This is a genomic window from Ruegeria sp. BHSC276, assembly GCF_059612945.1.
The window spans coordinates 303,616-319,665 of record NZ_JBXWRP010000005.1; the positions used below are offsets into that span (position 1 = coordinate 303,616).

At 61.9% G+C, this 16,050-nt stretch carries 14 protein-coding genes; 7 read left to right on the top strand and 7 right to left on the bottom strand.

Going from position 1 to position 16,050, the window contains the following annotated elements; genetic code table 11:
* Window positions 1-3 precede the first annotated feature (3 nt).
* Together AC2FMD_RS10610 and AC2FMD_RS10615 are read right to left on the bottom strand one after the other, a co-directional pair.
* On the bottom strand, window positions 4-2,532 hold the full coding sequence (locus AC2FMD_RS10610; protein WP_496742230.1) for an ABC transporter permease: 2,529 nt from the start codon (window positions 2,530-2,532) through the stop codon (window positions 4-6).
* Window positions 2,529-3,224, bottom strand: coding sequence for an ABC transporter ATP-binding protein (locus tag AC2FMD_RS10615; RefSeq protein ID WP_496688153.1), 696 nt, complete (start codon window positions 3,222-3,224; stop codon window positions 2,529-2,531). The genes AC2FMD_RS10610 and AC2FMD_RS10615 overlap by 4 nt, the downstream gene beginning before the upstream one ends.
* A gap of 41 nt (window positions 3,225-3,265) precedes the next feature.
* On the opposite strand from AC2FMD_RS10615, the gene AC2FMD_RS10620 reads away from it, so the two are divergent.
* Both AC2FMD_RS10620 and trxC read left to right on the top strand, forming a co-directional pair.
* On the top strand, window positions 3,266-3,916 hold the full coding sequence (locus AC2FMD_RS10620) for an arylesterase (RefSeq protein ID WP_496711683.1): 651 nt from the start codon (window positions 3,266-3,268) through the stop codon (window positions 3,914-3,916).
* Between the two features lie 155 nt (window positions 3,917-4,071).
* Entirely contained in the window at window positions 4,072-4,497 is a 426-nt protein-coding gene (gene trxC / locus AC2FMD_RS10625) for a thioredoxin TrxC (RefSeq protein WP_496794987.1), read from the top strand.
* 29 nt (window positions 4,498-4,526) lie between these two features.
* Here trxC and AC2FMD_RS10630 read toward each other — a convergent pair whose 3' ends face one another.
* The 4 genes from AC2FMD_RS10630 to ettA all read right to left on the bottom strand — a co-directional run bounded on the left by AC2FMD_RS10630 (window position 4,527) and on the right by ettA (window position 8,548).
* Entirely contained in the window at window positions 4,527-4,733 is a 207-nt protein-coding gene (locus AC2FMD_RS10630) for a cold-shock protein (protein WP_149777124.1), read from the bottom strand.
* A 191-nt stretch (window positions 4,734-4,924) separates the two neighbouring features.
* Complete coding sequence (locus AC2FMD_RS10635; RefSeq protein WP_496681913.1) at window positions 4,925-5,809, bottom strand: sulfotransferase domain-containing protein; 885 nt, start codon at window positions 5,807-5,809, stop codon at window positions 4,925-4,927.
* Window positions 5,810-5,963: 154 nt separating this feature from the next.
* Entirely contained in the window at window positions 5,964-6,785 is an 822-nt protein-coding gene (locus AC2FMD_RS10640) for a sulfotransferase family 2 domain-containing protein (RefSeq protein WP_496688160.1), read from the bottom strand.
* A 95-nt stretch (window positions 6,786-6,880) separates the two neighbouring features.
* On the bottom strand, window positions 6,881-8,548 hold the full coding sequence (gene ettA, locus AC2FMD_RS10645) for an energy-dependent translational throttle protein EttA (protein WP_496681918.1): 1,668 nt from the start codon (window positions 8,546-8,548) through the stop codon (window positions 6,881-6,883).
* A gap of 150 nt (window positions 8,549-8,698) precedes the next feature.
* Between ettA and AC2FMD_RS10650 the strand changes: the two genes are divergently transcribed.
* Window positions 8,699-9,304 carry a nicotinate-nucleotide adenylyltransferase gene (locus AC2FMD_RS10650; RefSeq protein WP_496681920.1) on the top strand — a complete coding sequence of 202 codons (606 nt, stop codon included), beginning with the start codon at window positions 8,699-8,701 and terminating at the stop codon, window positions 9,302-9,304.
* A gap of 81 nt (window positions 9,305-9,385) precedes the next feature.
* Window positions 9,386-10,864 (top strand): D-alanyl-D-alanine carboxypeptidase/D-alanyl-D-alanine endopeptidase, encoded by a 1,479-nt coding sequence (dacB, locus tag AC2FMD_RS10655; RefSeq protein WP_496742231.1) that lies wholly within the window; start codon window positions 9,386-9,388, stop codon window positions 10,862-10,864.
* Window positions 10,865-10,875: 11 nt separating this feature from the next.
* Here the strand turns inward: dacB and AC2FMD_RS10660 are convergent, their stop codons facing one another.
* Window positions 10,876-11,298, bottom strand: a complete 423-nt coding sequence (locus AC2FMD_RS10660) for a tellurite resistance TerB family protein (RefSeq protein WP_040633393.1) — start codon at window positions 11,296-11,298, stop codon at window positions 10,876-10,878.
* 258 nt (window positions 11,299-11,556) lie between these two features.
* Here AC2FMD_RS10660 and AC2FMD_RS10665 point away from each other — a divergent pair, with 258 nt between their 5' ends.
* From AC2FMD_RS10665 to AC2FMD_RS10675, 3 genes are all read left to right on the top strand, one after another.
* A complete protein-coding gene (locus tag AC2FMD_RS10665) occupies window positions 11,557-13,131 on the top strand; it encodes a lysine--tRNA ligase (RefSeq protein ID WP_496681923.1) in 1,575 nt (524 codons plus the stop codon).
* A gap of 49 nt (window positions 13,132-13,180) precedes the next feature.
* Complete coding sequence (locus AC2FMD_RS10670; protein ID WP_496794988.1) at window positions 13,181-13,582, top strand: DUF4864 domain-containing protein; 402 nt, start codon at window positions 13,181-13,183, stop codon at window positions 13,580-13,582.
* Between the two features lie 139 nt (window positions 13,583-13,721).
* On the top strand, window positions 13,722-16,007 hold the full coding sequence (locus AC2FMD_RS10675; RefSeq protein ID WP_496794989.1) for a glycosyl hydrolase family 28-related protein: 2,286 nt from the start codon (window positions 13,722-13,724) through the stop codon (window positions 16,005-16,007).
* Window positions 16,008-16,050 lie beyond the last annotated feature (43 nt).

Below are 16,050 nucleotides of genomic sequence, written 5' to 3' on the forward strand. Positions count from 1 at the left end.
TTATCAGTCACTGGCGCGCAGGATGCGCGCCGGGCTGGCGGACAGCGGGCGCAGTGCGAAGGCAAGGCCCGCCAGCAGTGTGACGATCACCCCCCCCGCCACGATCCCCAGGGCCGCGGGCCAGATGATCGTGTACCGGGTATCGAAAATGTAGGTCGCCACGGCCCACCCGCCCAGTACGCCTGCAGCGAGCGCGATGCTGCCTGCCGCCAAGCCCAGCAAGGCCGAGCGCAGCGCAAAGCTGAGTAGGATCTTTCGACGGTCCGCGCCGATGGTCTTGAGGATCGCGGCCTCGTAGCGCCGGGCGGGTTCACCGGCGGCCGCCGCCCCGATCAGCACCAGAAACCCGGTCAGCAGCGACACGCCCGCCCCATAGGATGTGGCCGACGCCAGCCCCGCCAACAGGCCCGAGACGCGGTCGATCGCGTCGCGCACGCGGATCGCGGTGATGTTGGGGAATTGATCGGCCAAATCGCGCAGGATGGCGGCCTCGGCCCGTTCCTCGGCATAAACGGTGGCGATGAAGCTGTGCGGCGCGCCGGCCAGTGCGGCCGGGTTCATCGACATGACAAAGCCCATGCCGGCGGTCGAGAAGTCCACCTCGCGCAGCGAGGTGATCGTGGCCGTGATGTCTCGGCCCAGGATATTGACGGTCAGGGTGTCGCCCAGTTTCAGGCCCATCTCTTCGGCCTCTTCGGTGGCAAAGCTGATCTGCGGCGGGCCGGAATAGTCCGGCGCCCACCAGTCGCCTGCCGTGATGCGTGCATTCCGCGGTGGACGTTCCGAATAGGTCACGCCGCGGTCGCCTTCCAGAACCCAATGGTCTCCGGCCACCTCGTGCGCCGGGCGGCCGTTGATCCGGGTGATGATGCCGCGCAGCATCGGCGCGCTTTCCACCCGCGTAACGCCGGGATCGTTTTCCAGCCGGTCCAGAAACCCGGACATCTGGTCCTTCTGGATGTCCACGAAGAAATACGAGGGTGCCACGTCGGGCAGGTTGCCCGAGATCGCGTTGCGCAGGGTTCCGTCGATCTGGCCGACGGCTGCCAGAACCGACAGGCCCAGCCCCAGCGACAGAACGACCGGGGCCGCCCCTTCGCGCGGGTCGGAAATGGCGGCCAGTGCCCAGTGCAAGGCCGGGCGGCCTCGGGCCCGCCGGGCAGACCAGTGTGCAACCTGCTGGATGGCGAAGGCCGAAAGGGCCAGCAGCGTCAGGGCGCCAAGGAACCCTCCAGCCGTCCAGAGCGTCAGCCGCGTGGATCCGCTGAACACTGCGGCGGTGGCGATCAGTGCAGTAAGGGCCATGGCCGTGGCCAGCAGGAATGCAGGGCGCGGCAGGACCCGGGCCGCGGACAGCGCATCGCGGAACAGGGTAGCGGCACGGACGTCTTCGGTGCGGGCAAGCGGCCAGAGCGTGAATACAAGCGCGGTCAGCAGGCCATAAAGCGCGGCTTCGAACAGGGGCATGGGATAGAGCGCGAATACCGCAGGAACGGGAAGGCGGCTCTCGATCACCGGGGCCAGCAGAACCGGTGCCAAACCGCCCAGCAAGGCGCCGGCGGCGATTCCGAAGACCGACAGAACGCCAATCTGGATCAGGTAGGTCTGAAAGATCGTGGCCCGGTCGGCGCCTAGGATTCGCAGCGTGGCGATGGTTTCGATCTTGCGGGCAAGATAGGCGCGCACCGCGGCCGAGACGCCGATACCACCCACTGCCAGCCCGGACAGGCCGACCAGTACGAGGAACGCGCCCAGACGCGCCACGAATTCAGCAATGCCCGGCGCCCCGTTGCGCGCATCTGTCCAGCGCATACCGGACCCGTCCAGGACCTGCGCCGCTTGCGCCGATACCGCGGCCAGATCCGCTTGGGGCGGCAGGTCGAGCCGGTACTTGGTGGAAAACAGCGTGCCGGGTTGCAGCAGGCCAGAGGCGCGCAGATCCCGCGTGCGGACAAGGGTCCGCGGGCCCAGCGTGAACCCGTCGCCAGCGGCATCGGGTTCGTGGATCAAGGCGGCGGTCAGGATGAATTCCTGGGTTCCCAGCGCAAAACGGTCGCCGATAGCCAGACCTAGCCGTTCGATCAGAACCGGATCCATCACAGCACCGGGACGGGTGCCTTCACCATCGAGCGCGCGGGAGAGCGGGATATCGGGATTCAGGACAACCGTGCCGATCAGGGGATAGGTGTCGTCTACCGCCTTGACCTGCGTCAGTCCGCGCATGGGGTCGGGCCCGTTTCGGGTCACGGCCATCGAGCGGAAATCGACTACCTCGGACACCTCCGCCGCGGTGCGTTCCATCCATGCGCGCTCGGCATCATCGGCAAAGCGATAGGTCAGCTCGATCTGCGCGTCGCCCCCTAAAAGGGCCGCGCCCTCTTGCGTCAGGCCGGTTTGAATGGCTTGGCGGACGGACCCCACCGCGGCAATCGCCGCCACGCCCAGGGTCAGACACGCCAGGAATACCCGGAATCCGTTCAGCCCGCCGCGCAATTCGCGCCGGGCCAGCCGCGCGGCCTGACTCAGGCTCATTCCGCGGCCTCTTGCGCGGTATCTTCGTTGATGCGGCCGTCGCGCAGGTGCACGACCCGGTCGCATCTGGCGGCCAGACTTCGGCTGTGGGTGACAAGGATCAGCGTCGCGCCGTGGCGGTCGCGCAGGCCGAACAGCAGATCGACGATCGCGGCGCCGTTGGCTTCGTCCAGGTTGCCGGTGGGCTCGTCCGCCAGTAGAATCCGCGGGCGCGGCGCCGATGCGCGGGCCAGGGCGACCCGCTGCTGCTCGCCCCCGGACAACTGCGCAGGGTAGTGATCGCGCCGGTGCGACAGGCCCACCGCGTCCAGCTCGGCCTCGGCCCGGACAAAGGCATCGCGGTGGCCGGCCAGTTCCAACGGTGTGGCGACGTTTTCCAAAGCGGTCATGGTCGGGATCAGGTGGAAATTCTGAAAGACGACACCCATTGCATCACGGCGGAAGCGGGCCAGCGCGTCTTCGTCCATCGTGGTCAGGTCGTGCCCCAGCGCCGTAACTCGGCCCGCCGAGGCCCGTTCGAGCCCCCCCATCAGCATTAGCAGAGACGACTTGCCCGATCCGGACGGGCCGATCAGGCCCAGAGACTCGCCCCGGCCTACCGAAAGGGAGATGTCGTGCAGGATTTCGATGGGTCCGGCATTGCCATTCAGCGTCAAAGCGGCATTTTCAAGGGTCAGAACGGGTGTAGTCATCGGGCAATCCGGCTGGAGCGATTTAGATGGGATATGGAGCGATGCGGAATTTGCGCAAGGTGCTGACGGCGGGCGCATTTGCCGTTTGCGGCTTTGCGGCCACAGCCGAGCAGGTCGTCATCGCGGCGCTGGGGGATTCGCTGACGCAGGGTTATGGGCTGATCGAGCAGGACGGGTTCGTACCGCAGTTGACCCGCTGGTTGCGGGAACGCGGCGTTGAGGCGCGGGTGATCAATGCCGGGGTCTCGGGCGATACCACGGCGGGCGGCGCGGCGCGGGTCGACTGGACTCTGACGCCGGATGTCGACGCCATGATCGTCGCGCTGGGCGGCAACGACCTGTTGCGAGGGATCGAGCCGCAAGTGTCGCGCACCAATCTCGAGCGCATTCTGCAGACGGCCCAGGCCGCGGGCGTTCCGGTTCTGCTGATCGGCATGCAGGCGCCGGGCAATTACGGGGCGGACTACAAAGACGCGTTCAACGCCATCTATCCGGAGCTGGCCCAACAATACGGCACCATCTTTGCGCCCAGTTTTTTTGCCGGGCTGTCGGCTGGGGGCGACCCGGGCGCGGCCCGGGCATACATGCAGCCCGATGGCATTCATCCCAACTCTCGAGGGGTGGCGTTGATCGTGGAAAACCTTGGCCCGAGGGTTCTGGAGCTGGTCGAAGCCGTCAAAGAGGATCGCTAGAAAGTTCGCGCGGGCTTTCTGATGCACCGACGTTTCAGTACTGATTGCCTTGTGCTGCTTGGTCGTGAAATACGGATGGAACGTGTTTGGTGCGGCCATTGCACGGTCGGCCATCCTGCCTATATGCATTCGAGAAGTTGAATATGGGAGCCGGAATGGCTGACAAGACATTGACCTGTCTGGAATGCGGTCAACTCAACCGCGTACCCGCAGAAAAACTGGCGGCTGGTCCTAAATGCGGGACCTGTGGCGCTGCGTTGGTTCCGCGCAAGGCGGTCGAAGTGGACCCGCCCATATTGGAGAAGGCGGCAAAACATGACGACCTGCCGTTGGTGGTCGATTTCTGGGCGCCGTGGTGCGGACCCTGCCGCATGATGGCACCCGAGTTCTCGAAAGCGGCCGACACGCTGGCCGGGCAGGCCCGGTTGGTCAAGCTGGACACTCAGAAACACCAATCCGCCGGTGCGCGGTATCGGATCCGGGGTATCCCGACGATGGTGGAGTTTCAGCGGGGGAAAGAGACCAAGCGGCAGTCCGGCGCGATGCGGGGCGGGCAGATCGTGGCTTGGGTAAAGGGATAGGGTGGGCTTGAGCGCCCACCCTTAGGGTCTTACACCAGTTCGATATTGTCGGCGCTTTCGCGGCCGTCACGGCCCGAACGCAGCTCGTACGTCACTTTCTGGTTGTCGGCCAGGCCGGTCAGGCCCGAACGCTCGACGGACGAGATGTGCACGAACACGTCCTTGCCGCCTGTTTCGGGTGCGATGAAGCCGTAGCCTTTGGTGGTGTTGAACCATTTCACGGTGCCTGCGGGCATTCCGTAGTCTCCTGTTTTGGTGCTGCCCGCGGAAGTGCGGCAGCCTGGCGTCGTTGTCTGTATCGATAGACTGAACGCCGAAAACGGAGACAGTAGGTCGAAGTAGAAAAACGTAAGCTTGTTGTATATGGCACTGCCCGGGTCAGGTGACAAGGGCGATTGTCACCACGACCGGGGCGAACATGTCGGGATCAAAACCGCCAATAGTCCAGAATCGGTGCAAGAATCCGATTCAGTTCGTCGGCGGTTTCCGGCTTGAGCTCATTTTTCCACTGCCCGCTTTTGCCCGAACGTTTGTGTTCCAGCTTTGGCGCGCCTTTCTGGATGGGGCTTGCAAAATTCGACAGTTTTTCAATGCTTTCCTCGCTCAGGTCGATCTCAAGATAGTCGGTGACCTTGCGCAGGAAGACATCCGTGTGTTGCGAGAACTCGTCGTATGTCAAGAACAAGGCATCCGGAACCGTCTCGGCGAGTTCTCGGTACTCCGTGAACAACGGCAGAATCCACTCCTGTGCTTGCCTGAGCACATATGCGTCGATTCCTTCCTCGGACAACTTGGCGCGCTTCTCCAAGAATTTCTCGCGAGCCTTGGTGTTCAGGGGTTCCGGATGAGTATATGCCCATGAATAAAAGGAAGAAACAAGCACGTCGCGCGGATCACGAAAGAAGAAAATGTGCTTGAAGTTCTCCCGGCCGGGAAACTCTACAGGAAATCGGAGCGGACCGTAGATTTCGCCGTATTGCCGGAAGAGCATATCATAGTTCTGCGGAAGGAATTTGCGGATGTGAAGGCCCGCTGAGTCCACCGCATCGCCCAGTTCCCAATACGCACTGGCGTAGTTGAAGGTTTCATATTCGCTTTGATCTGCAAGCTCTTCCAACAGGGCGGTGACGAAGGTCGAAGCACACTTATGCGTGGTGAAGAATAGAAAAGACTTGTGTGTCTTTGGTCGGTTGTTCGCCTCCAAGACCCGCTCCTTGGCGGCTAGGAAAAGCTCTTGTTCCTGCATCGGCGGCTCGATGGGTGTCGGATCTTCATCAACGGAACGATGCAGTTTTTCGAACAGTTTCTTCAATTTCAACCTCGTCTGGGCCTGGCAGCAATGGGAAAAGCCAGTTGTCTTGCGAAATGGCGGCTATTTGTTCAGTTTATCCGACTGTCGGCGAGCGAAAAGGTATTTGCGGCATTTTTTCGACGCTACCGCCTTCTGTAGCAGAGCCGAAACCTACCTAACCGCTATCCGCGCTGCTTGAGTCTTGGTTATCCGTCGGCTCGTCGAACGAATAGCCAAAATAGTCAATGTCCTGCGCATAGATCTCAGCGACCAAATCACGAAGTTCGTCAGTGTAAGAGTCTTGGTACCTTGATTTCTGCGGACGCGCGCTGTTGATTTTCAGAGAGCCGAGTTCCGGGCAGCCGATTTGTTGTCCGATTTTCGGCAATTCTTCCTGTCGGTTTTCAAATCGAACGATCTTGTCGACGATGATTTTGCCTTTTTCATCAGAAATGAATTCCAGGCACGTTCGCGTCAGTGGACGGTACGTAAATATCGTTGAGCCCGGGGACAGACGTTCCTGATGGATGCTTTTCACGAACTGCTCAAATGTCAAATCGTCCACAGCTGACGTGTTTTTTCGCATGTACATGTACAGAGACAGAATCCGCTCCCACGGATTGCGCACGACCGTGAAAGTGAAGATCTTCTCCCAGAGTTCAACGCCAAGGAGGTCGCGCATTTCAACGGCGGTCAGGTGGTCTTCAAAAATCTGTTCGGTCGCTTTGTCTTTTTCGGGGATATTCAGCTTTCCATGACCAATACCAAACCTTTCACCAAGTTGCGCTCGAATGGACGAAGATGATGTGCGCGGGATGTCCACGAACCAAAAACCCGTTTGCCGAACTTCGCGCCGTCCACGGTGATAGTTCAGTTGGCGATTGATCGCGTTCTTTTTGCGCTCGAAAGACCGCGAAAGTTTAGATTCCAGCAAGGCGAGCCTCTCCTGAAGTAGCGAACGGCAATGCTGGATGCGTCGCTTGGATGCTCTAATCATCACTTTAGCCTTTCGATACTGCGAAGCAGCCTGTATTGACCCTGTCACGATTACGGGGCGGACATATCCGCGAACGTATTCTCATTCCAACTGTCTCATCGCGCGAACTTCTTGTGCTTCAGCCGTTTGGGCTCCAGCGCATCCGGCCCCAGACGGCGTTTCTTGTCTTCCTCGTAGTCGGCAAAGTTGCCCTCGAACCATTCGACATGGGCGTCACCTTCGAAGGCCAGGATATGCGTACAGATCCGGTCGAGGAAGAAACGATCGTGTGAGATCACGACCGCGCAGCCGGCGAAATCGACCAGCGCGTCTTCCAGCGCGCGCAGGGTTTCGACGTCAAGATCGTTGGTCGGTTCGTCCAGCAACAGGACGTTGCCGCCCTCTTTCAGCAGGCGGGCCATGTGGACGCGGTTGCGCTCGCCCCCTGACAGCAGCGAGACCTTTTTCTGCTGGTCGCCGCCCTTGAAGTTGAACGACGAGCAATAGGCGCGGGAATTGACCTGTGCATCGCCCAGTTGGATGATCTCGGCGCCGCCGGTGATGGCCTCCCACACGGTGTCGTTGTCGTTGAGGTCGTCGCGCGATTGATCGACATAAGACAGCTGCACCGTATCGCCGTATTCGATGGTGCCGGCATCGGGCTTTTCCTGGCCGGTGAGCATCTTGAACAGGGTCGACTTGCCGGCGCCGTTGGGGCCGATGACGCCGACGATGCCGCCCGGCGGAAGGCTGAACGAGAGATCCTCGATCAGTTGCTTGTCGCCCATGTGCTTGGACAACCCGTTGACCTCGATCACCTTGCTACCCAGGCGCGGGCCGTTGGGAATGACGATCTGGGCGCGCGACAGCTTTTCGCGTTCGGATTGCTGGGCCAGTTCGTTGTAGGCGTTGATGCGGGCCTTGGATTTGGCCTGGCGGGCCTTTTGACCTTGACGCATCCATTCCAGTTCGCGCTGTAGGGTCTTCTGCTTGGACTTGTCCTCGCGGGCTTCCTGCTCCAGCCGCTTGGCCTTCTGTTCCAGCCACGAGGAATAGTTGCCCTCGTACGGGATGCCGCGTCCACGGTCGAGTTCCAAAATCCAGCCGGTGATGTCATCCAGGAAGTAACGGTCGTGGGTGACGATTAGGATGGTGCCCTTGTAGTCGATCAGGTGTTGCTGCAGCCAGGCGATGGTCTCGGCATCCAGGTGGTTGGTGGGTTCGTCGAGCAGCAGCATGTCGGGTGCTTCGAGCAGCAGCTTGCAAAGCGCCACGCGGCGTTTCTCGCCGCCCGAAAGGGTTGTGACATCGGCATCGTCGGGCGGGCAGCGCAGCGCCTCCATCGACACGTCGATCTGGCTGTCCAGATCCCACAGGTTTTCCGCGTCGATCGCGTCCTGCAGGGCGGTCATCTCTTCCATCAACTCGTCCGAGTAGTTCTCGGCGATTTCCATCGCGATCTCGTTGAAGCGGTCGACCTTGGCCTTTTTCTCGGCCACGCCCAGCATGACGTTTTCACGGACGGTCAGGTTCGGGTCCAGCTGCGGCTCCTGCGGCAAATAACCCACTTTGGCGCCTTCGGCGGCCCACGCCTCGCCAGTGAAGTCCTTGTCGAGGCCGGCCATGATCTTGAGCAGGGTCGATTTACCGGCGCCGTTGACGCCGACGACACCGATCTTCACGCCGGGCAGAAAGCTCAGGTGGATGTTCTCAAAACACTTCTTGCCACCGGGATAGGTCTTCGAGACACCCTGCATGTGGTAGACATATTGATAGGCGGCCATGTCACGTCCTCTGGATCGGGGAATTCGGGTTGACCCGCTTGATAGCCAAGCATGGCAGGCGGGGCAAGCTGATGCGTTCCGTGCATTCGCTCGCCGTCCGGTGGCGGCCTTGGATTGACAAGTCCGCCCGGTTCTGAACATCCACGGAGGATGTTTCGCAGCGCCATCCCATTCGCGCGGCCCGGGCAGGTCGTTGGCTTGTTCGGCGGGTCATTCGATCCGCCGCATGCGGGGCATGTCCACGCGACGTTGGAGGCGATGAAGGCCTTCGGGCTGGACCGCGTTTGGTGGTTGATGTCGCCGGGCAACCCGCTGAAGGAGCGCGGCCCCGCGCCATTGATGCGCCGCATGGAGGCGGCGCGCGCGATCTTGCGTCATCCCCGCGTCGCGGTCACGGATATCGAGGCGCGCATCGGCACGCGGGCCACGGCCGATACGCTGGCCGCCCTGCGCCGCCTGTATCCCGGCGTCCGGTTCGTCTGGCTGATGGGCGCCGACAACCTCGCGCAGTTCCACCTTTGGAAGGACTGGCGCTGGATCATGGACAACGTTTCGGTCGGTGTTGTTGCCCGGCCCGGAGACAGGATCTCGGCGCGGATGTCGCCCGCGGCGCGGATCTATGCGCGGTATCGCATCGACGGGACTGCACGGCACCTGCTGGGTCGTGCCGACTCTCCTGCTTGGTGTTTCGTGAACGTGCCGATGATTGACGTCAGTTCGACCCAGATTCGTTCCAGCGGCGAATGGACAGGTTGAAGTGTTGCCGGAATGGCCCCTGTTGGCGCATATTGGATTTGAGTAGTTGTCTGCTCTGATCTACGGGATTTTTATTGACCCATGCCTGATCGTTTTTCGCGCCGTGTATTTTTGGGGGGATTGGGGGCCAGTTTGATCCCCACAGTCGGCGCGGCCGGTGCGCCAGCGGTGTCGTTGCGGCCGATTGCTCGGGGTGCCGAGCTCTCCGCGGCCGAGAGGATCGTTGCGGCGGCGGGCCTTAAAGGCGAGGTGGTCTTTGCCGTAGCCGATGTCGAAACAGGCGCAGAACTTGAGGCTTTCGGGGGCGATCAGGGGTTGCCGCCAGCCAGCGTCGCCAAGGCGCTGACGGCGCTTTACGCGCTGGATGTGCTCGGACCAGACCATCGGTTCGAGACGGCGCTGATAGCGGATGGACCCATCGAGAACGGTATCCTGAAGGGCGATCTGATTCTGGCGGGCGGCGGTGATCCGCTGTTGGATACCGATGTGCTGGCAGGTATGGCCGCCAATCTGCGCAAGGCCGGGGTGACCGAGGTGCGCGGCGCCTTCAAGGTGTATGACGGGGCCTTGCCCTTTGTGTTCAGCATTGACCCGGGTCAGCCGGACCATGTGGGTTACAGTCCGTCGGTCAGCGGTATCTCGCTGAACTTCAACCGCGTGCATTTCGAGTGGAAACTGGGGACCTCGGGGTACGACGTGTCGATGGATGCGCGAAGTGCCAACTACACCCCGTCCGTGGACATGGCGCGGATTCGGGTCGAGCCGCGCAGTCTGCCGATCTACACATATAAACGCAGCGCCCGGCAGGACCGGTGGACCGTGGCCAAGGGCGCGTTGGGCAAGGGCGGCGCGCGGTGGTTGCCGGTGCGCAAGCCGGCGCTTTATGCCGGCGACGTTTTCCGAACGCTGGCCCGGGTGAACGGGATCGTTCTGGGCCGGGTGCAGGTCACGCGGCAGGCCCCACGGGGACAGGTGCTGGTTGTGCATCAGAGCGATGCGTTGGACAGCATCCTGAAGGGCATGCTCAAATATTCCACGAACCTGACGGCCGAGATGGTGGGGATGGCTGCGACAAGGGCGCGCGGGGTGTACCCGGGTTCATTGGCGGCATCCGCCGCCGAAATGAACCGCTGGGCCGCCGCAAAATACGGGACCGGACGGATTGCGATGGTGGATCATTCGGGTCTGGGTGAAGCGTCTCGTATGGCGCCGTCGGATCTGGTCAAGGCGCTGGTCGCCGCCCGGCAGGATGGGCTGCTGCGGCCGTTGCTCAAGCCGTTCACGTTGACGGACGCCAAGGGGAGGCGTGTGGTCGGAAACCCGGTCCGGGTCGATGCCAAGACCGGGACGTTGAATTTCGTGTCCGGTCTTGGCGGGTTTCTGACCACGGTCGGCGGAACCGATCTGGCTTTTGCGATCTTCACCGCCGACATGGCGCACCGTGCGACTATCCCGCGTCAAGCCCGGGAACGCCCCGACGGCGCGCGCAGCTGGAACCGTCGGTCTCGCAGGCTGCAGAAGGCGCTGATCGAACGCTGGGGCGCGCTGTACGGAAGCTGAGCCGAACCGCGTCAGACCGTGTGCCGGGCCCGGGCGCCGCGTTCGATCGCGGCGGCATGCAGGCGGTCGATGCTCAGTTCATAGCGAATTTCTTCCAGCAGGCGCAGCTCGGTTTCGGCTAGCGCACCATCTGCGGCAGCTACGTCGCAGGCCAGCGCATAGGCCGTTTCATGCAGCCGCTCCGGCAGGTTGTCTCGGATCAGACCGAATAGCGCATCCAGGCCGTCTTCCTGCTCGAAAAGGTCGAACACGATCTGCGAGACGCGCCGCATGCGGTCGATGTCATATTCAGCAAAAACCGGCAGCATGTTCACCGCAGCCTCGATCTTGACCAGTTCGGCCGTGCGGATGTTCTCGTCAGATGCGGAGACGGCCACCATGATTGCCACGAGGCAGTCCTGGGGCGACATGGGGTGGGCAACGGCTTGGGTCATCGGTTCGTCCTGAATTGGGCTGTCTGCCGCGGCACGATAGGAGCGCGCGCAGCAGGGTTCAACCGCTTCTTGCGAACGCGCCGAACGACCCTGGTGTGCGGCAGGACCTGGCGGGTGCGAGGTTGCTGCGAAAAACAGCAGTTTTGTCGGGCAGGAGGGGGCGTGCTTTATTGACTTATGCTGCACCGGCACAATAGGAGGGGTGGTCCGGTTGCATGGGGTGGCCGGCGCTGTTTGTCCCGATGGAGACCCGATCAAATGTCTGAACTGCGTGAAGCCGCGATGTCGTCCAAGGCCTGGCCTTTCGAAGAGGCGCGCCGGGTGCTCAAACGCTATCAGAAGGCTCCGCCGGAAAAGGGATACGTGCTGTTCCAGACCGGCTATGGCCCCTCGGGCCTGCCGCATATCGGGACCTTCGGCGAGGTGGCGCGGACCTCGATGGTGCGTCACGCCTTTGAACAGCTGAGCGACATCCCCACCAAGCTGATCTGCTTTTCCGACGACATGGACGGGTTCCGCAAGGTGCCCGGCAACGTGCCGATGCAGGAAGAGCTGAAGCAGGACCTGAACCTGCCGCTGACCAAGGTGCGCGATCCGTTCGGCACGCATGAGGGCTTTGCCCAGCACAACAACGCGCGGCTGTGCGAGTTTCTCGACAGTTTCGGTTTCGACTACGAGTTCGCCTCGGCCACCGAGTATTACACCTCCGGGCGCTTTGACGAGATGCTGCTGGTGGCGCTGGAACGGTTCGACAAGATCATGGAGATCATGCTGCCGACGCTCGGCCCCGAGCGGCGCGAGACCTATTCGCCGTTCCTGCCGATCTCGCCCAAGACGGGCCATGTGTTGCAGGTGCCGACGCTGGAGCGCAATGTCGCCAAGGGCACCATCGTCTACGAAGAACCCGATGGCGAGCGGGTCGAGATCCCGGTCACCGGTGGTCACGTCAAGATGCAGTGGAAGCCCGATTGGGCGCTGCGCTGGGCCGCTCTGGGCGTGGATTATGAGATGTCGGGCAAGGACCTGATCGACTCGGTCACGCAATCCTCCAAGATCTGCCGGGCGCTGGGCAAGCAGCCGCCCGAGTCGCTGAGCTATGAGCTGTTCAACGACGAGCACGGTCAGAAGATCTCGAAATCGAAGGGCAACGGGTTGTCGATGGAGGAGTGGCTGACCTATGCCGCGCCCGAGAGCCTGTCGTACTTCATGTACCAGAAGCCCAAGACGGCAAAGCGGCTGTATTTCGACGTGATCCCCAAGGCGGTGGACGAATATCATCAGCAACTGCGGGCCTATCCGGGGCAGGAGCTGAAGGCGCAGTTGAACAACCCCGTCTGGCATATCCACGGCGGCGAGGTGCCTGAATCTACCCTTATCGTGCCTTTTGCCATGCTGTTGAACCTGGCCTCGGTGTCCGGGGCCGAGGACAAGGAGACGCTGTGGGGCTTCATCCGCCGCTATGCGCCCGAGGCCACACCCGAGACCCATCCCGACCTGGACCAGGCGGCCGGATTCGCGGTGCGTTACTACAACGATTTCGTCAAGCCGACCCGCACGTTCCGCCTGCCGACCGAGCAGGAGCGCGAGGCGCTGGAGGCATTGCAGGCGGCGTTGGAAACCTATGACGGCCCGGTCGAAGACGAAGCGTTGCAATCGGTGGTCTATGCGATCGGCCGCGAACGGTTCGATCCGATGCGCGCCTGGTTCACAGCGTTGTACGAGGTGCTGCTGGGCGCCAGCCAGGGGCCGCGCTTCGGCGGGTTCATCGCGCTTTATGGCGTGCCGGAAACCATCGCCCTGATCGATAAGGCCCTGGCCGGAGAATTGGCCTGATTTGACCCGAACGCGCCCAGGGCTACGCTCTGACCCAGGAGGTGGCCCCATGCGTCGTTTGTTGATTGCCGTTTCTCTGATCGCCGGTATGGCAACCGGTGCCCTGGCCCAGAACGCCGAGATCGAGGCGAATATCCTCGCCCAGATGCGGGCGTTCCAGGCGGATGACTTCGTTACCGCTTTCACCTACGCCAGCCCCGGAATCCAGACCCTGTTTCGTACGCCCGAAAACTTCGGTGCCATGGTGCGCAACGGCTATCCGATGGTTTGGCGACCTGCCGATGTCAGGTTTCTCGACCTGCGTCAGATCGACGGCCAGTGGTGGCAAAAGGTTATGGTGGTCGATGGTGACGGTCGGGCGCATATCCTGGACTATCAGATGGTGCAGCGGGAGAACGGCTGGAAAATCAATGGCGTTCTCCTTCTGGGTAACGCCGACCCCGCGGCCTGACGCAACACCCACCGTCACGGTGCCGTGAGCGGCGGTTAAATCCTTTCCGATATCTCAAGCCCGCGTGTCCGGAAACATCCGGGCCTGGGAGCTGGCCTGTGCCGCGTTGGAGCGTGGCGCGATTGGGAAAGGGTATTCAATGAACAAGGCAATCACCGACGGCATCGTGTTCATGCCGCCGCAATTCGCGAATGGTCTGGATGTATGGTCAAGCGGCGACGGGACGCCCGGTACGCCCACATACGATGGATCGGGTTCGGGGGCGTTCGTGCCGGCGGATGCGGATTTCGGCGGGTGCCTGGAGATCCTGAAGGTCAATACGATCCAGCAGCTGCGCTATATGGGACAGACACCGCTGTTGCCAGGGTGCTATTTGCAGATCAAGGCACGGGTCAAGGCGGTCAGCGGTCCGCTGCCGCGAGTACGGATTGCAGGTTGGGCCGGCGGTGCCGGCGACATGCATGTTCCGGGACTGGTCGAACAGGGGCCTGCCACGCAACTGACGGCCTATGGCTTGGTTCACGAGATCACGGCCATCGTCGGCACTGGCCAGCGCTCCGGCGTGGACATGCCGTGGGGCATGTCGGCCATTTATGGGCATTTCGGGCTGGATATCGAAGGCGCCAACGGGGCCGTGGTGCGCGTCGATGACATCGAGATCACCGACGTGACCGGCGTGTTTCTGCGCGACATGATCAGCCTGGTGGACGTGCGCGATTTCGGTGCCGTGGGCGACGGGGTCACTGATGATTCCGCGGCTTTCGAGGCCGCCGATCAAGCCGCCAACGGCCGCCGGGTCTATGTGCCCGAGGGCGTCTATTACCTGGGCCAGGACGTGGGGCTGGATTCGGAGGTCGATTTCGAAGGTACGGTCATTATGCCCGATGACCGGATGCTGCTGCTGACCAAGAATTTCGACCTGTCGACCTATGTCACAGCGTTTGGCGACGAGGCGCTCGCCTTCAAGAAGGCGTTTCAGGCGCTGTTGAACAACGTCGATCATGAGTCGTTGGATCTGTGCGGCCGCAAGATTTCGGTCTCGGCCCCCATCGACATGCAGGCCGCTGTGCCAAACCGCTCCAGCTATTCCACCCGCCGCGTGATCCGAAACGGGCAGTTCGACGTTAAGGACAGCACTGCGTGGGATACCCAGACGTTCACCTCGACCGCGACCTATGATCCGGCGGATCCATACAGGCTGACCAACGTGGCAAACGTTGCCAACATTCCGGTCGGCGCCCTGGTCCAGGGAAGCGGCGTCGGACGCGAAATCTATGTGCGGTCCAAAAACGAAGGCGCGGACGAGATCACGTTGAACGCTCCGATCCATGACGCCGCCGGAACACAGACCTACACTTTCGTGGATTTCAAGTATCTGCTGGACTTCAGCGGCTTCAGCGCGTTGCAGAAATTCGGCATGGAGGACATCGAATTCCAGTGCAACGGCCGGTCCAGCGGCATTCGCCTAGCACCGGGTGGCAACACCTTCGTATTGAAGAATTGTTTCGTCAGCCGGCCCAAGGATCGCGGCATCACCTCGATCGGGGTGGGCTGCCAGGGGATGCTGATCGACGGGTGTCAGTTTCTGTCCAGCGAGGAGGCCCTGGATGTGCCGGATCGCAGTTCGATCGCGCTGAATGCCAACGCCAATGACGTCAAGTTGCGCCACAACCGGGCGGTGCGGTTCCATCACTTTGCGGTGCTGGGCGGCGACAACAACCTTGTTCTAGGCAACCACTTCTTTCAGGGGGACAGCGTTCCGAACGGGGTGCGGAACGCCGGGTTGGTCATGATCGGCACGTACAACAGCTCGGCCATTGCCGAGAATTACATTGACAACTGCTTTGTCGAATGGACCAACGAACGAGATGCCGCGCCTGACTATGCCTCGGGCTTTTCGTTCAGCGCCATGAGCATCACTGACAACATCTTCTACAGCAGCGATGTCGCGGCCTGGTTCAGCTATATCGTTATCCGGCCCTATGGAAGCGGCCACTTCCTGAACGGGCTGACGGTTACGGGCAACAAGTTCCGTACCGCCAATGGGAAGATCGATCGGGTGGATCGCGTCGACACCAGCTTTGCCGGGCTGGACCCAGACCGCTTTGTCAACGTCACCTTCGCCAACAATACCTATCACAACGTGACCATTAAAACCGCCAACCCTCTGCGGGTGCGCCACGAACAGAACTCGGCCGCGCAAGCCTGGTTGGTCGATTCCGGTGGCGCCTTGCCCTTTGGCGGGCAAGCCCGCGGTTGCGACAGTGTTGTGGCCGTTGCGGCGCTCAAGTCATCGCTGGGCGCGATTCGCTATGCGGCCCCTTACGTGCAATTGCAACAGGGTGGCGCAGAGGATCGGGTGCGGTTGCGGTGGCCAGAAAGCCTGAGTGGTCAGGTCACTGTGGTCATGCGCGTCGAGAGGTGATCGTCCGTTGACCGGCAGTCTCAGCGCTGCCGGTCGCCTGCGA

Bases quoted from the DNA above. Each gene is read 5' to 3' on its own strand.
- AC2FMD_RS10665 (WP_496681923.1), top strand. From the start codon at position 11,557: ATGTCTGAACTGCGTGAAGCCGCGATGTCGTCCAAGGCCTGGCCTTTC.
- dacB (WP_496742231.1), top strand. From the start codon at position 9,386: ATGCCTGATCGTTTTTCGCGCCGTGTATTTTTGGGGGGATTGGGGGCC.
- AC2FMD_RS10670 (WP_496794988.1), top strand. From the start codon at position 13,181: ATGCGTCGTTTGTTGATTGCCGTTTCTCTGATCGCCGGTATGGCAACC.
- AC2FMD_RS10675 (WP_496794989.1), top strand. From the start codon at position 13,722: ATGAACAAGGCAATCACCGACGGCATCGTGTTCATGCCGCCGCAATTC.
- AC2FMD_RS10620 (WP_496711683.1), top strand. From the start codon at position 3,266: ATGCGGAATTTGCGCAAGGTGCTGACGGCGGGCGCATTTGCCGTTTGC.
- AC2FMD_RS10615 (WP_496688153.1), bottom strand. From the start codon at position 3,224: ATGACTACACCCGTTCTGACCCTTGAAAATGCCGCTTTGACGCTGAAT.
- AC2FMD_RS10650 (WP_496681920.1), top strand. From the start codon at position 8,699: ATGTTTCGCAGCGCCATCCCATTCGCGCGGCCCGGGCAGGTCGTTGGC.
- ettA (WP_496681918.1), bottom strand. From the start codon at position 8,548: ATGGCCGCCTATCAATATGTCTACCACATGCAGGGTGTCTCGAAGACC.
- AC2FMD_RS10660 (WP_040633393.1), bottom strand. From the start codon at position 11,298: ATGACCCAAGCCGTTGCCCACCCCATGTCGCCCCAGGACTGCCTCGTG.
- AC2FMD_RS10610 (WP_496742230.1), bottom strand. From the start codon at position 2,532: ATGAGCCTGAGTCAGGCCGCGCGGCTGGCCCGGCGCGAATTGCGCGGC.
- AC2FMD_RS10630 (WP_149777124.1), bottom strand. From the start codon at position 4,733: ATGCCCGCAGGCACCGTGAAATGGTTCAACACCACCAAAGGCTACGGC.
- trxC (WP_496794987.1), top strand. From the start codon at position 4,072: ATGGCTGACAAGACATTGACCTGTCTGGAATGCGGTCAACTCAACCGC.
- AC2FMD_RS10640 (WP_496688160.1), bottom strand. From the start codon at position 6,785: ATGATTAGAGCATCCAAGCGACGCATCCAGCATTGCCGTTCGCTACTT.